The organism is Streptomyces sp. NPDC101393 (assembly GCF_044767385.1).
Classification (GTDB): domain Bacteria; phylum Actinomycetota; class Actinomycetes; order Streptomycetales; family Streptomycetaceae; genus Streptomyces.
Window position 1 is genome coordinate 181110 of the sequence record NZ_JBIWNU010000008.1, and the last position, 15314, is coordinate 196423.

General features: G+C 72.2%; 13 protein-coding genes. 4 read left to right on the forward strand and 9 right to left on the reverse strand.

Going from position 1 to position 15314, the window contains the following annotated elements; genetic code table 11:
- Positions 1-157 precede the first annotated feature (157 nt).
- Complete coding sequence (locus ACIRQ7_RS25655; protein WP_404265055.1) at positions 158-706, forward strand: hypothetical protein; 549 nt, start codon at positions 158-160, stop codon at positions 704-706.
- 68 nt (positions 707-774) lie between these two features.
- Here ACIRQ7_RS25655 and ACIRQ7_RS25660 read toward each other — a convergent pair whose 3' ends face one another.
- From ACIRQ7_RS25660 to ACIRQ7_RS25670, 3 genes are all read right to left on the reverse strand, one after another.
- On the reverse strand, positions 775-1584 hold the full coding sequence (locus tag ACIRQ7_RS25660; protein WP_404265056.1) for an enoyl-CoA hydratase/isomerase family protein: 810 nt from the start codon (positions 1582-1584) through the stop codon (positions 775-777).
- Positions 1581-2063, reverse strand: coding sequence for a Zn-ribbon domain-containing OB-fold protein (locus tag ACIRQ7_RS25665; protein WP_401474849.1), 483 nt, complete (start codon positions 2061-2063; stop codon positions 1581-1583). The genes ACIRQ7_RS25660 and ACIRQ7_RS25665 overlap by 4 nt, the downstream gene beginning before the upstream one ends.
- Before the next feature lie 117 nt (positions 2064-2180).
- The gene (locus ACIRQ7_RS25670; protein WP_404265057.1) at positions 2181-3332 is read right to left on the reverse strand and encodes a lipid-transfer protein; all 1152 of its coding nucleotides are present in this window, start codon (positions 3330-3332) and stop codon (positions 2181-2183) included.
- Between the two features lie 91 nt (positions 3333-3423).
- Here ACIRQ7_RS25670 and ACIRQ7_RS25675 point away from each other — a divergent pair, with 91 nt between their 5' ends.
- Positions 3424-5043, forward strand: coding sequence for a FadD3 family acyl-CoA ligase (locus ACIRQ7_RS25675; RefSeq protein ID WP_404265058.1), 1620 nt, complete (start codon positions 3424-3426; stop codon positions 5041-5043).
- Positions 5044-5075: 32 nt separating this feature from the next.
- On the opposite strand, the gene ACIRQ7_RS25680 is transcribed toward ACIRQ7_RS25675, so the two are convergent.
- The 4 genes from ACIRQ7_RS25680 to ACIRQ7_RS25695 form a co-directional block, all read right to left on the reverse strand.
- Positions 5076-7061 (reverse strand): protein kinase, encoded by a 1986-nt coding sequence (locus ACIRQ7_RS25680; RefSeq protein ID WP_404265059.1) that lies wholly within the window; start codon positions 7059-7061, stop codon positions 5076-5078.
- 240 nt (positions 7062-7301) lie between these two features.
- The gene (locus ACIRQ7_RS25685) at positions 7302-7892 is read right to left on the reverse strand and encodes a TIGR03086 family metal-binding protein (protein WP_401474747.1); all 591 of its coding nucleotides are present in this window, start codon (positions 7890-7892) and stop codon (positions 7302-7304) included.
- Positions 7893-8141: 249 nt separating this feature from the next.
- A complete protein-coding gene (locus ACIRQ7_RS25690) occupies positions 8142-9875 on the reverse strand; it encodes a class I adenylate-forming enzyme family protein (protein ID WP_404265060.1) in 1734 nt (577 codons plus the stop codon).
- 234 nt (positions 9876-10109) lie between these two features.
- Entirely contained in the window at positions 10110-11021 is a 912-nt protein-coding gene (locus ACIRQ7_RS25695; RefSeq protein WP_404265290.1) for a MerR family transcriptional regulator, read from the reverse strand.
- A 202-nt stretch (positions 11022-11223) separates the two neighbouring features.
- Here ACIRQ7_RS25695 and ACIRQ7_RS25700 point away from each other — a divergent pair, with 202 nt between their 5' ends.
- Together ACIRQ7_RS25700 and ACIRQ7_RS25705 are read left to right on the forward strand one after the other, a co-directional pair.
- On the forward strand, positions 11224-12825 hold the full coding sequence (locus ACIRQ7_RS25700; RefSeq protein WP_404265061.1) for an alpha/beta fold hydrolase: 1602 nt from the start codon (positions 11224-11226) through the stop codon (positions 12823-12825).
- Positions 12826-12863: 38 nt separating this feature from the next.
- A complete protein-coding gene (locus tag ACIRQ7_RS25705; protein WP_404265062.1) occupies positions 12864-14066 on the forward strand; it encodes an epoxide hydrolase family protein in 1203 nt (400 codons plus the stop codon).
- Between the two features lie 62 nt (positions 14067-14128).
- Here ACIRQ7_RS25705 and ACIRQ7_RS25710 read toward each other — a convergent pair whose 3' ends face one another.
- Together ACIRQ7_RS25710 and ACIRQ7_RS25715 are read right to left on the reverse strand one after the other, a co-directional pair.
- A complete protein-coding gene (locus ACIRQ7_RS25710) occupies positions 14129-14329 on the reverse strand; it encodes a hypothetical protein (protein WP_404265063.1) in 201 nt (66 codons plus the stop codon).
- A gap of 531 nt (positions 14330-14860) precedes the next feature.
- A complete protein-coding gene (locus ACIRQ7_RS25715; protein ID WP_404265064.1) occupies positions 14861-15118 on the reverse strand; it encodes a laminin G in 258 nt (85 codons plus the stop codon).
- Positions 15119-15314: the final 196 nt, after the last annotated feature.

Sequence of the window (15314 nt, forward strand, 5' to 3'; positions counted from 1 at the left end):
TGCGGCCCTTGGGTGCTGATTCCCGGGACCCGTACGGGCTGTCATCCGCCCTTGCTAAGGTGCCGTGCACGCGTCAATCCCCAGGGGTGGCGCGGCACGGACGTTTTCACGGGGGATGGGCAAGCGAATGAAGCAGCGCACACGTACGGGCACCCGTATGACCGCTCGCAGGGGCACCCGGGCGGTCGTCGTGGCCGGGCTGGTGCTCGCCACGGTGGCCGCGGTCGGCGGCTGCGGGCGCCACGGCCGGGGCGGCGGGCTCATCGGCGGCATCGGCGGCGGTTCGGACCATTCGGCGCCGTCCCCCTACTCGTCCCCGACCCCTTACGAGACCTCGACGTACGAGGACGACTACTCGACGCCCTCCTACTCGCCCTCGCCGACCATGGAGACGTTCGACCCGGACGGCCGGTCCGACGTCGACGGCAGCGACTGCGACTACTCCGAGTCGCTGCACCAGTTCACCTACGAGGTCTCGGTCACCAACCCGTCGTCGGTCGACAGCTACTCCTACGAGATGGCGATCAACTGGATGCGGGCGAAGCCGGCGGACGGCAAGGCGTACGGGCTGCACCAGCGCAGCATCGTCGTGGGCCCCGGCGACACCGAGACGTACACCGCCCGCTACACCGTGAACGGCGAGCCGGCCGTGGGCCGCTTCTGGTTCAACTGCCAGGTCTCGCGGGCGCAGAAGACCCGTATGTGACCCGCGGGTGACCCGCGCGTGGGCTGCCTCTCGACGGGGGCGCTCGGGGGCGTCCCCGAGCGCGCGCGTCACCGGACCCTGACGTCCTCCCCCCGCCCCTGTCCGCCGCCGTCCCGCCGGCGGGCGGCGAACAGTCCGGCCTGGCGGTCCGGTGGCAGGTTGCCCAGCGCGATCAGCTGCGGGGCCTGCGCCAGCGCCTGCGACCTGGCCGCCTCCTTGGCGGCCCACAGGGCCCGTACGGTGCCCTGGACCGCCTCCGTCGGCTGCGCGGCGAGCACCGCGGCACAGCGCAGCGCCGCCTCGGCTGCGGCACCCGGCCCGGTCAGTTCGGAGACCAGGCCGATCTCGTACGCGCGCCGGGCCCCCAGCCGTTCCGCCGTCCCCATCAGGGACATCCGGGCGACCTCCCCCAGGGGCATCCGCTGCGCCATGAGGATGGCCTCGTAGGCGCTGACCATCCCGTAGGTGGTGTGCGGGTCGAAGAAGGTGGAGGTCTCGGAGGCGACGATGAACTCGGCCTCGCCCAGCAGGTAGAAGGCGCCGCCGCAGGCCATTCCGTCGACCGCGGCTACCACCGGTTTCCACAGGTCGTTGGCCTTGGGGCCGATGCGGATCATCGGGTCGTCGAGGGAGTAGGGGGAGGGCGGCTGCGGGACATCGACGGAGCGGTCGATGCCGGTGCAGAAGGCCCGGCCGCCCGCTCCGGTGATCACCGCGGCCCGCACGGTGTCGTCGAAGCGGAACCCCCGCCAGGTGGCGGCGAGTTCATCGGCGGTGGCGAGGTCGACAGCGTTGTGGCGGGCGGGCCGGTCGAGGGTGACGAGCGCGACCCCATCCCGGATCTCGGTGCGGACGTTGATCTCGGTGCGGACGGTCATGGCCGCTCCAGCAGCCAGCGCGGCACCGTCACGCCACCGGGCAGGGTGTGGAACGCGACCTTCACCGGGGCGCCGATGCGCAGCCGCGCCGGGTCGACGGAGTCGAGCGCGGCGTCGGCGGCGCTGACGAGATTGCCGACGAGGCGGATGCGCGGGGCCTCGGCCAGCTCCACGATGATCGCGTTGTACGGCGCCAGGGCGGCGTACGCGGGCAGCAGCGGTGGGTGCGGCACGACGTAGGACCAGATGCGGCCGCGGCCGCTCATCCGCCGCCAGTGGGAGGCGAAGGACTGGCAGTGCGGGCAGCAGGGGCGGGGCGGGAAGCGCGGCTCGTCGCAGTCGGAGCAGGTCTGGACGCGGAGCTGTCCCTGCGCGGCGTACGCCCAGAACGGTGCCCCGTCGTCGTCGGGGACGGGAAGCAGCAGGTCATCGCTGCTCTCCGGGCGATTGTCAGTGGCGGGTGGCACGCTCGGGGGCATGGGATCGACCACACGGGGATTTCCGGCAGGTGCCGCAGCAGCGGCACCGGCGGCCGCGCCGGCGGGGTCGGCGCCGTCAGGAAGGGCCTTCCGGCCGCGTATCGCGCTCATCGCCTCTCAACTCCTCAGCAGCAGGGCGGAGGTGGGGACGCCCTCGCCCGCGGTGACCAGACAGGTGGTGGCGTCCGGCACCTGCGCGGTGCTGGTGCCGCGCAGCTGCTTGACGCCCTCGGTGATCAGGTTGAAGCCGTGGACGTACGCCTCGGAGAGACCGCCGCCGCCGGTGTTGATCGGCAGCAGGCCGCCGCTCTCCAGCGCGCCGCCCTCGGTGAAGGCCGCGCCCTCACCGCGCCCGCAGAAGCCGTAGCCCTCCAGGGAGAGGGGGATCAGGGGGGTGAAGGCGTCATAGATCTGCGCGACGTCGACGTCCTCGGGGCCGAGATCGGCGCCCTTCCAGAGGTGCCGGGCGGCGGTCCATGCGGGGCCGGTGAGCGGGTCGTCGTTCCAGTAGTTGACCATGCCGTGGTGCTGGGCGGGCAGGCCCTGGGCGGCGGAGTGGATGTAGGCGGGCCGCTGCCGGCAGTCCCGGGCCCGCTCCGCGGAGACCACGACACACGCCAGCGCGCCGTCCGTCTCCAGGCAGTTGTCGAAGAGGCAGAGCGGTTCGCTGATCCAGCGGGCGGTCATGTACATCTCGCGGGTCAGCGGGCGTTCGTACATCATCGCGGCGGGGTTCTGGTTGGCCCGGTTGCGGCAGGCGAGGGCGACGTTGAAGAGGTGGTCGCGGGTGGCGCCGTATTCGTGCATGTAGCGGCGGGCCAGCATGCCGATCTCGTCGGCGGGGCGCAGCAGCCCGAAGGGCCGGGTCCACTGTCCCGGGGTGGGCAGCTGGACCTGGGTGTTCTTCCAGGGGCGGGGCCCGGAGCCGCGTTTGCGCGAGCGCCAGGCGACGCCGACGTTCGCCTGTCCGGTGGCGATGGCGGCGGCGAGATGCGCCACCGTCGCGCAGGAACCGCCGCCGCCGTAGCCGACCTTGGAGAAGTGGGTGACGTCGCCGGCGCCGATGGCCTTGGCGACCTCGACCTCGTCGGTCTCCTCCATGGTGTAGGAGGCGAAGGCGTCCACTTCCGAGGGGGCGATGCCCGCGTCGTCCAGCGCCGCGATGATCGCCTTGCAGGCCAACGTCTTCTCGGAGTCGGGGAGTTGTTTCGCGAAGGGCGTCTGTCCGATGCCGGCTATTGCCGTAGCGTCCTTGAGGGTCGCCCCCATCGCCACCTCCGTGGTCGGTCGTCAGTGCTGACAGCGGAGGAGGCTACCGCTAATCTGACGGACAGTCAGCTCTTTCGCGGGAGGTAGTGCGATGCGCGGTGACCTGGAAATGCGGGCGGATCTGGAGTACGGCTCCATCCCCCGGCTCGTGCGCACGGCCGCGGAGCGCCACGGCCCCCGCGAGGCCGTGGTCGAGGGCCGCACCCGGGTGTCGTACGCCGAGCTGGGCAAGCGCGTCGAGCGGGCCGCCGCCGCCTGCATCGCCGCCGGCGTCGCGACCGGCGACCGGGTCGCCGTCTGGGCGCCCAACACCCTCGACTGGATCGTCTCCGCCCTCGGCGCCGTGACGGCCGGCGCCGTCCTCGTCCCCGTCAACACCCGCTTCAAGGGCGCCGAGGCCGCCTACGTCCTGGCGCGCACCCGCGCCAAGATCCTCTTCATCACCGGCACCTTCCTCGGCACGTCCTACGTCGCCTCCCTCCGCCGCGCCGCCCGGGAGGGCACCGGCAGCGGCCCACTGCCGGGACTGCCGCATCTGGAACGCGTCGTGGTGCTCTCCGACGACGCCCCCGCCGACTTCGACAGCCTGCGTGACTTCCTCGCCCAGGGCGAGACGGTCCCCGCGGCCACGGTCCACACCCGGGCCGACAGCCTGCGCCCCGACGACCCCTCGGACATCATCTTCACGTCCGGCACCACAGGCCACCCCAAGGGCGCCGTGATCACCCACTCCCAGACCCTGCGCGCCTACGACGTCTGGAGCGAACTCGCCGGCCTCCAGGAGGCCGACCGCTACCTCATCATCAACCCGTTCTTCCACACCTTCGGCTACAAGGCCGGCATCATCGCCTGCCTGCTGCGCGGCGCCACGATGATCCCGCAGCCCGTTTTCGGCGTGGAGACCGCGCTCGCCAACATCACCGCCGAGCGCGTCTCCGTCCTCCCCGGGCCGCCCACCCTCCACCAGCAGATCCTCGACCACCCCGCGCGCCCCGGCCACGATCTCTCCGCGCTGCGCCTCGTCGTCACCGGCGCCGCCGTCGTCCCCCTGGCTCTGGTCGAACGCCTGCGCAGCGAGCTGAAGATCTCCACCGTCCTCACCGCGTACGGCCTCTCGGAGTCCTCCGGCATCGTCACGATGTGCCGCCGCAGCGACCCGCCCGAGACCATCGCCTCCACCTCGGGCCGCGCCATACCCGGGACGGAGGTCCGCGTCGTCGACCCCTCGGGCCGCCGGATGGCGCCCGGCGACCCCGGCGAGATCCACGTCCGCGGCTACCACGTCATGTCCGGCTACTTCGAGGACCCGGCCGGCACCGCCCGCGCTCTCACTCCCGACGGCTGGCTGCGCACCGGCGACGTCGGCGTCCTCGACGCGGACGGCAACCTCCGCATCACCGACCGCATCAAGGACATGTTCATCATCGGCGGCTTCAACGCCTACCCCGCCGAGATAGAGCAGCTCCTCGCCCGCCACCCGGACATCGCCGACGTCGCCGTCGTCGGCATCCCCGACCCCCGTCTCGGCGAGGTCGGCAAGGCCTACGCCGTCCGCCGCACCGGCTCCGCCCTCACCGCGGACGACCTGATCGCCTGGTCCCGCCGGGAAATGGCCAACTACAAGGTCCCGCGCGAAGTCACCTTCGTCCCGGAACTCCCCCGCAACGCGAGCGGCAAGGTGCTCAAGAGGACGCTACGGAAGGGGAGTTAGGGCCTGATCCGGCATGATCCAAACGACAGGCCCTAGCTCGCCCGCTCGTAGTGGTAGCCGTCGCCGTGGGAGGGGCCCACATCGTGCTGCAGGCCGCTGGGGTCGGAGACCGTGAAGGAGGACGGGTCCAGCGTTCCGCAGAACTGTCCGGAGCGGGACTGGTCCGCCGGGGCGGAGCCGAGGTTGATCCGTTTGCCGCCGTCGGCCACGGACACCAGCTTGGCCACGTGCTCGCAGTGACTCGTTCCGGGGCTCTCCTCGGTGATGAGCCGCACGGCGTGCTCGCCGGGCCCGACCCGGGAGATGATCACCTTGTTGGGCTGCTGGGCGTACTGCGTGGTGAGGGCCCAGGTGCCGACGAAGTACGAGGGAACCTTGCCGCCGTCGCTGGTGCCGCCGGAGGCGCCGCCCGACGAGCCGCCGGATCCCCCGCCGTCCGACGAGCTGCCGCCGCCCGTGGAGCCGCCGGAGGTATCCGCGTGGGCGGGGGCGCCGCCCGAGGCCGTCCCTCCGCCGTCGCCGCCGGAGGCCGGGCCGGACGTGCCGGCGCCGTCCTTCCCCTTGGCGCCGTCCTTGGCCTTGTCGCCCTTGCCGTCGGGCCCCTTGGGACCCTTCGCGCCCTTGGGCGTTGAGGGGGAGGGCGCCCCGGCGGAGTCGCCGGGGCCGGGAGTCGCGGTGCTGCTGTCCGCCGGTGGCGACCCTTGCCGGCCGCTGAAGGGCTGGAGCATGAGCACCGATCCGCCGCCGACCACCACCACGGCGACGACCGGCATCGCGAGGCGCCAGGTCCGCTTACGGGTACGCCGTTCCGGCTCGGCGGCCTTGCCCGCCGCCTCCTCCGGTTTCCCGGTATCCGCCGCCGCGGCCCCCGCCGGCCCTTCTCCGGGCGGTCCCCCTTCCGGCTTCACGGCTCCCGGCGCGGCGCCCGCGCCCGGCTCCTCGGCCGGTTCCTTCTGCCGTAGGGCGGCCGTAGGGCGGTCGAGGGCCCGCGAGGTGCGCGGGTCGGCCGCTTCCGCCTCCCGGGGGATCGGCGCGTCCGCGTCCAGGAGCCGCGCCGCCTGCTGCGCGAGGTCGGCGACCAGCGCGGCCGGCAGCCAGGCGCCGCGTTCGGCGGGGCGCCGCGTCTGGCCCTCGGCGTCCTCCAGCTCCGCCAACAGGGTTTCCACATCAGGACGTTGGCTGACGCGCTTCGTCAGGCACCGGCCGATCAGGCCGCGCAGACGCTCGTCCGGCACCTGGTCCAGGTCCGGATCGTCCTCGACGATCTGATACATCACCGCATGCTGATTGCTGGCGTTCTGCCCGAACGGCAGCAGCCCGGTCACCGCGTACATCAGGACGCAGCCGAGCGTGAAGACGTCGCTCTTCGGCTCGGCGCTCTGGCCGCGGACCTGCTCGGGCGACATGAACCCCGGGGAGCCGATGACCATGCCGGCGGTGGTCAGCAGCGACTCCGTGGTGTCCAGGGCGCGGGCGACGCCGAAGTCGATGACGCGGGGGCCCTCGACGGTCAGCATCACGTTCGACGGCTTGAGGTCGCGGTGCACGATGCCGGCCGCGTGGATCTCCTTCAGGGCCTCCAACAGGCCGACGGCGAGCGCGTGCACGGAGTCCGCCGGTAGTGGCCCGTACCGACGGACGACTTGCTCCAGGGAGGGGCCGGGCACGTATCCGGTGGCCACCCAGGGCCGTTCGGCGTCCGGGTCCGCGTCGAGCACGGGCGCCGTGTAGCGCTTGCCGACGCGCCGCGCCGCGCTGACCTCCCGGCGGAAGCGGGCCCGGAACTGCGCGTCCGACGTGTGCTCCTCGTGGACCACCTTGACGGCTACGGTGCGACCACCTTCATTGCGCGCGAGGTACACCCGCCCCATGCCGCCGGCGCCCAGCCGCCCGAGCAGCAGATAGGGCCCGATGCGCTGCGGGTCGCCGGCCGCGAGCGGTGCGATGCCCCCGAATCGGTCGTCCTGGTCGTCGTCCCGGGACTCGTCCCGGTCGTCGTCGCCGTTGGCCCTGTTCACGCTGTTTTGCCGCCCCCGTTTGTCCCGCGTGGTCTGCTGAACTGGGGTCAGAATAAACCTTGTTGGTGGACGACGCGGGGGCGGCCGAAGGGGCGGACGAGGGGGCGGATGCCGGGCGGGCCGAGGGGCCGGGCCCGGGGGCGGGGCATGGGGGCGGGGCATGGGCGCGGCCACGCGGGACGGGTGCGGGCGCGGCCGCGTGGCACGGGTAGGGGTGCGGCCGCGCGGGACCCGGCAGGCCTACGCTCCCGCAGGCGTCCAGTCCGGGCGGCGGCCGCTGAGCGCCACCACGCGGTCCAGCAGGGGGGCGCCCTCCGGGACCGGGACCGGAGGGCCGAACATGGGGTTGCTTTCCGGGGCGTCGGCCGACGGCGCGAGCAGGGCGTACGAGACGCCGAGGCTCGCCGCGTCGGGTGCGTAGTCCTGGCCGGTGGCGCGGGCGAGGTCCCAGCCGTGCAGCACCAGTTCGTTCAGCGCGACGCGGCCCGCGATGGCGGCGGGGAAGCGGATGCCGCCCGCCTGGGTTTCGCCCTCCCAGGCCTCCGGCGCCTGCCAGGCGGCCACCAGCGTCGTGAGGTTCCGCTCCAGCTCCCCGCGCCATCCGGGCTCGACATCCGGCACCACCGAGCCGGGATCCGTACTGGTGGCCGGGCCGAAGTCCTTGTGCGCCGCGGCAGCGAAGGCGCCGCTGAGCCCGACGAGATGCCCCAGGATCTGGCGTACGGCGTACTGCTCGCACGGCGTCGGCGCGTCCAGCTGCCCGTCGGCGGTCTGCTCCGCGACCCGTGCCACCAGTCGTGCCTGCGGTGCGAAGTCGATCGTTTCGGTCATGTCCGGGCCGCCTTACGTCCTACCGGGGCCGCCCGGGTGGCGGCCCGCTTCACTGGCCCCTGGGCGTGCGGTCCGGCCGTCGCCGACCGGACAGCCCTGGGGCCTCCCTAGTGAAGACTCCCGTCCCACCCGGATCTCATCGCCACACCGGAATCCGTCCGCCGCACCGTGCCCCGCCCGGGACCGGCGGGACACCGGATCGCCCGGTTCTCGGCCGGTGCTCGCCCGGTGTTCGGCCGGAGGCTCGCGCTACCCCGTGTAGCGCTCCCGCAGTGCCGCCTTCAGGACCTTGTGGAGCGGGCCGCCGCGCGGCAGCTCGTCGGCGATCTCCAGCTGCTCCGGCAGCTTCTGCGTCATCAGCCCGGCCGCCCGCAGATGGCCGGTGAGCGCGGTCAGGGTCAGCGGTGGGCCCGCCGGATCGGCGAGGGTGACCACCGCGCACACCCGCTCGCCGCGCTCGCGGTCCGGCAGCCCGATCACGGCCGCCTCCGCCACCGCGGGATGGGTGTGCACCAGGTCCTCGATCTCCTGCGCCGAGATGTTCTCGCCCTTGCGGATGATGATGTCCTTGAGCCGACCGGTGAGCACGAGGTGCCCGTCGGACCGCAAAAGACCCAGGTCACCGGTGTGGAAGAACCCCTCGGAGTCGAACGCCTCCGCCGTCAGCCCCGGATCGGTGTAGCCGCGGAAGACCATCGGCCCCTTGAGCGTCACCTCGCCGGCCTCTCCGGGCTCTGCCTCGCTCCCGTCCGGCCGGGCGATCCGCACCCGCACCCCCGCCACCGGCCTGCCCACCGTCCGCGACAACTGCTCGTCACTGTCGTACGGCGTGCCCATCGCGATCATGGGGCACTCCGTCATCCCGTAGCCGTGCACGATCGCGCACTCCAGCTCCCGCCCGGCCGCCTCGTACAGCTCGGGCGGCATCGGGGCCCCACCGCCGGACAGCAGCCGCAGCGACGGGATCAGCCGTCCGGCCTGCGGCTGCGCCTGCCGGTAGCGGCGCGACGCGTCCAGGAACGCCTGGTAGAACGCCGTGCTCCCGCCCGCCATCGTCACCCCGCGCCGCCGGTAGACGGCGGCCGCCCGGTCCGCCTCGAACGTCTCCAGCACCACCGCGGGAAACCCGCTCACCAGCATCGCGATGACGTAGTCCGGGCCGGCGATATGCGCGTACGGGAACGCGATGGACCCGATGTCCTGCGACGACATGCCCAGCGCCGTCGCCAGCCCGGCCCCGCCCGCGAGAAGACCGGCATCGGTGTGCTCGACGCCCTTGGGGGAGGACGTCGTCCCGGACGTGTAGTAGATCCAGGTGGTGGCACCCCGGTGACTGCCCCGGTGACTGTCGACTTCTCGCGGGGACTCAGAGGACTCAGAGGACTCAAGGGACTCAGGGGACGCAGGGGGTTCAGGGGATTCCGAGGTTTCCGGGTGGTCCAGGGGGGCCAGGGGCTCCGGGCGGCCCGCAGGGTCTGCGGACGCTTCGCACTCCGGGGATTCCGGGGGCTGCGGCCAACCCGCCTGGTCACCCGGATCGGCCCTCGGCAATCCGCCCTCCAGCGAGATCACCCGGACCCCGTCCCCCGCCAGTTTGCGCGCCATCGCGGTGAAGTCGAACCCCCGCCACACACCCGGTACAAGGACGAACTCGGCCGCCGACTCCGCCAGGATGAAGCCGACTTCACGCTCCCGGTGCAGATGAATGATCGGCGTCTGCACCGCCCCGAGCCGCGCCAGCGCGAGCGAAGCGATCACCGTCCCGATCCGCGTCGGCAACTGCCAGGCCACCCGCGAGCCCGCCCCGATCCCCCACTCCCGGAAACCGGCCGCCACCCGCAACGCCTCGTCCCGCACCTCGTCGAAGGTCAGGCACCGCCCGTCCTCGTCGAAGAACATCGGCGCCCCGCGCGAGACCCGCGCCCGGTACTCGACCAGTTCCCACAGCGTCTGTATACGAGCGATACGAGCGGACTCAAACACGGCGCGCCTCCTGGCTGCCAGGGGTGGGGGTGCCGGACGGGTGGGGTGGGGCGGAGTGGAGTGGGGGAGAGGTGAGTGGTGAGTGGTGAGCCGTGGGGGTTGGGTGGACGGGGCGCGCAGGACGGTAAGAGTAGAACTGATGGGTCGTCAGGTATAGGTCCGGTCCGTGCAAAGGTAGAGGTACCCGTCCACGTCCACGTACGGGTACGGGCCCGGGGCAGGGGCCTGTAGGGCTCACTGGCGCGCGAGCTCGCTGTCCAAGGCGGTGAGGAGCCAGTCGTGGGCGGCGCCGGGGGTCGGTTCCGAAGGGCCGGCCAGTTCGGCGATGAGCTGCCAGTAGAGGTCGACGCGGGGGTCCGCGGCGAGTTGGCGGCTGAGCCCGTGGCGGAAGACGGGGGTGTCGCGTGTGCCGTGGGAGCGGGCGTAGGCGGAGACGAAGCAGTCGAGCGCCTCGCCGTCGTGCGGCGGCCGCTGCGCCCGGATCGCGGGCGAGGCGAGCGTGTACGCCTCGACGAGGCCGTCGTAGAGCACGGCCGGGCGGTAGCCCTCATCGGGACGGTGCGCGGCGGGCTGGCAGTGACCGGGGCCGCCGGTGCAGTCGCCGGTGGTGAAGGCGTGCAGCCGGGCGAAGGCGAGTACCTGGGCCGGAGTCGGTGCGTCCGGGAGCTGCGGGACGGCTCGTTCGAGGATGGCGGAGACCACCCGGGCCGGCAGCCGTGGGGGCAGCCAGCGGCGCCAGAAGCGCGCCGCTGCGGCGGTGTTGGGCGGAGCGGGGACGGCGCCTATCAGGCGCAGCCGTTCGAGGCGTTCTTCAGGAGTGCAGTCCCGCAGCAGCTGAAGGGCGGCCTCCTGCCAGCGCAGGGCGGCCAGCCGCGAGCCGACGTCCCGCAACTGCCCGGCGATGACGTCCTCCAGGGCATCCTCCAACGGGTCCTCCTGGCCGAGGACCCGGCCGACATCAGGGACCGACAGGTCGAGGGCGCGCAGTGAGCGGATCGTGCGGAGGCGGTCGAGCGCCGCCGGGCCGTATCGGCGGTGACCGCCGGAGCTGCGGGCGTCTTCGGGCAGCAGGCCGCGGTCCGAGTAGAAGCGGACGGTCTTGACGGTGACGCCCGCGTGTTCGGCGAGCTCGCCGATGCTCCACATGCTGTCGGGCGACTCGGGCGACTCGGGCGACTCGGGCGGCCCGGATGGCACGGGCGGTCCGGCTGACACGGATGACACGTATGACACGGCTTGAACCTCCCTCTGGGGGAACTTCTACGGTACCGGCGAGCGCCGACAGCCCGGCCGGACGGCCAGGGCGGACCGCCCCGCGGACCACGGCGTGCGAGGAGGCGAGACGCTCATGACGGCATTCGTTTTGGTATCGGACACCTACACCGGCGGCTGGGTCTGGCAGGACGTGGCGGCGCGGCTGCGGGAGTCGGGGGCCGAGGTGTATCCGGTGTCGCTCACCGGCATGGGCGATCGCCGCGATCTGGCGGGACCCGGCACGGACCTGGAAACGCACATTGAGGACCTGGTGCAGTTGATCGACCAGATCGACCCGGCCGGTGAGGCCAGCGAGGCCAGTGAGGCCGGCGAGGTCGGCGAGGTCGGAGAAGCCGCGTCGGCCTGCCGGGTGGTGCTCGTCGGACACGGTTACGGCATCCACCCGGTGTTCGGCGCCGCCGACCGCCGCCCGGAGCGGGTCGTCCGGGTCGTCAATCTGGATGCGGGGCTGGCCCAGGACGGCGTCCCGGCCCTTGCGCTGGTGCCTGACCAGGCAGTTCGCGACCGGCTGGGGCAGCAGACCGAGCCGTACGGGGGCGATGACTGGCAGATCGCCCCGCCGGCGCTCGACGCATGGCAGCGCTCGGGCAGCGTCGCCGGCGTCCCGGCCGACGCGCTGGAGCGGCTGACCCGGCTGGCCGCGCCGCAGCCGGTGGGGACGCTCACCCAGCCGCTCCGGCTCTCCGGGGCGGCCGCCGGGATCCCGACCACCGGAGTCCTGTGCACCGCCAACGGATCGAGCATCGCCATGGTCGAGTCCCAGGTGGGGCTGGGGGACCCCCGCCTCCAGGTACTCACCGAACCCCAGGTCAGTTTCTTCGAACTCGCCACCGGTCACTGGCCGATGCTCTCCGCCCCCGACGAGCTGGCGGAGGTGCTGCTCCGGGCGGTGGCCGGGGAGGGGCACCGTATCGAGCCTGCCGGGAGCGCGCAGCCCGGCCACCTCCGGCCGTTCCTCCTGGACGTAACGGAGCGGAGCCGCGAGCGGAGGGGGCGGGTCGATCTCTATCTGCCGGATGCCGAGGGGCCCCGCCCGGCGGTGGTGTTCGTCCACGGCGGTCCGGTTCCCGCGGACGTGCGGCCGACGCCGCGGGACTGGCCGGCGTTCGTCGGCTACGGCCGGTACGTCGCGAGCCTGGGGGCGGTCGGTGTCACGCTGGACCACCGGATGCACGACCTCACCGACTTCGGGCGTGCCGCCGAGGACGTCGCCGACGCCGTCGAGCAGGTACGGGCCGACCCGCGCGTCGACGGGGAGCGCGTCGCCCTGTGGTTCTTCTCCGGTGGCGGGCTGCTGTCGGCGGACTGGCTGGCGGCGCCCCCGCCGTGGCTGCGGTGTGTGGCGGCGACCTATCCGGTCCTCGCGCCGATGCCGAGCTGGGGGCTCACCGATTCCCGGTTCCGCCCGACGGCCGCGGTGCGTACCGCGGGCGCACTGCCGATCGTGCTGACCCGGGTGGAGCTGGAGATCCCGGAGATCGCCGCGACGGCAGAGGAATTCCTGACCGCTGCCAAGGACTCCGCGGCGCGGGTGGAGGTGATCGAGGTCCCGCTCGGCCATCACGGGTTCGAGACGATCGACCACACCGACCAGGCCCGCGACGCCGTGCGGCACGCGGTGCGCTCCGTACTGGGGCACCTGCGGCTGCCCCTGGATCCGCCCGCGCGTAACTGAGAGGCGTGCTCCGGCACCCGGACGTAGCATCCACACGCATGACGACCTCGGTTGACCAGGCCATCCATCCGTTCCGTATCGACATCCCCCAGGGCGACCTGGACGACCTGCGGGAACGACTCGATCGCACCCGGTGGCCGGACGAACTGCCCGGCGCGGGCTGGGCATACGGCATCCCGGTCGGCTACCTCAAAGAGCTGGTCCACCACTGGCGGCACGTCTATGACTGGCGTGCCGCCGAGGCCCGGCTGAACGAGTGGCCGCAGTTCACCACCACCATCGACGGCGCGAACATCCACTTCGCCCATGTCCGGTCACCGGAACCGGACGCGACGCCCCTGCTCATGACGCACGGCTGGCCGGGTTCGATCGTCGAATTCCTCGACGTCGCAGGTCCGTTGACCGATCCGCGCGCGTACGGCGGCGACCCGTCCGACGCGTTCCACCTGGTGCTGCCCGGCATCCCCGGGTTCGGGCTCTCCGGGCCGACGCGGGAGACGGGGTGGGAGATCCGTCGGGTGTCCGGAGCCTTCACCGAGCTGATGGAGCGGCTGGGTTACGAGAAGTACGGCGTTCAGGGCGGCGACTACGGAGCGGGCATCTCCCGCGAGATCGGACGCACCCGGCCCGACCGGGTCATCGGCGTCCACCTGAACCTGCTGCCGAATTCGTGCGCCACACAGGAGCCCGGCGGCGAGGAGCTGGCGCGGCTGAGCCCGGACGAGCGCAAACGCACCCTGGCTTCCTGGGAACGCTTCCAGGAGTGGAGCCGGAACCGCCAGGGATACGCCGATATCCAGTCCACCCGCCCGCATACGCTCGCCTACGGCCTGACCGACTCCCCGGTGGGACAACTGGCCTGGATCGTCGAGAAGTTCAAGGAATGGACCGACTCCCGGGACCGGCCGGAGGACGCCGTCGACCGCGACCGGATGCTCACCAACGTCATGCTCTACTGGCTGACCGGCACGGCCGGCTCATCGGCCCGCATCTACTACGAGCGGGCACACGCCGACGATGCGGGCACGCCGCCCGAGCCGTCGACGGCCCCCACGGCCCTGGCCGACTTCCCCCACGACAACTTCATCCCGCTGCGCCACATCGCGGACCGCACCAACCACATCGTGCAGTGGACGTCATACGACCGCGGCGGACACTTCCCCGCCATGGAACAGCCCGACCTACTGGTCGGCGACGTACGGACCTTCTTCCGAAAGCTCCGCGAAACCGGCCGGGAATGAGCGCGGTCGCGCTCGCGTCGGCAGGGGCCGCGCGGTCGGCGTGGCCCCTGCCGACCTGACCACTAGCGTGCGAGGCCCTGCGGGGCGTTCGGGATGTGGTTGTCCGGGGTCGTGAAGGCTCCGGAGACCGGGATGTGGTTGTCCTGGGTGGAGAACGTGCCGGATATCGGCGTGTGACTGTCGGCCATCGCGGGAGTGGCTGCGGCTGCTGCGGCGGCGGTCGCGAGGGCGATCGTGACGAGGGTGCGCTTCATTCGGGTCATTCCAACTCCTTGGTACAGAAGGTCTCTTGGTGAGAAACGCTAGCCGTCGGACGGGCAAATGTTCGACCAGGTGTCCTGAAATAGCCGAAGAATGAGCCGATCTGACATTGCCTTAGGGATTGTCGGCTGCTGCGTGCTACGCGCTACGCGCTACGTGCGTGGTGTGACGTGCTCCGGGCTGCGACCGCGTGCCGTGCGGCGTGTCGACCGGAATGTGGCATGCCGAAGGGACCGGGTTCGATGGCTCCCCCCTTAGGCGCCATCGACACCGGTCCCGCCGGTTCCCCCTTGCCCCCTCGGGCCCCCGTTCCCCCCGTTCCCCCGATTTCCCCCGTTCCCCCGAGCTCCCCCGAGCCCCCGTTTTCCCCCGCCCCCCGGGGCGCCCCGCACTGCCCCCTGGGATCCCCCCGGATCCGCGTGTGTCAGTGCGGGGTCCTGCTTCCGGCCCTTACGGCGAGTCGCTCACGGCAGTTCGTTCCTGGACTGCCGTCCACGGCCCGCCGCCTGTCGGCCGGCGTTTTACGGCCGCGCTTACGGCTTCGGTTCGGCGATCGGACGGTTGCTGTCCTTGGCCGTGACGATGCCCTCACCGGGTGCGGGACGGTTGCTGTCGCCCGCGAGCGCGGCGTCGGTGATGGGGCGGTTGCTGTCCATGGGCTGGATGGGCCGATTACTGTCCATGGGCTGGATTGGTCGGTTGCTGTCCATGGGCCGAATGGGGCGATTGCTGTCGAGCGGCTTGACGATGTCCTTGTCGCCACTCTTTTCGGCCTGGTTTTCGCTGCTCATGATGGTCACTCCTGTGTATGGGCGCTGTGCGGTCCGCCCGGCCGGCAACTCCCCCGTGGGTCGCCGGACGGGCGGGCCAGGGCCGAACACCTTGGTGGTGGTGGCCAGTCACCGAGCCGCTTGCCCCCCGAGGCGGCGGTTCGGTAGTAAGAGAGTGACGGTCAGCGATGAACGATCGATAAACGTCCGCGACTAT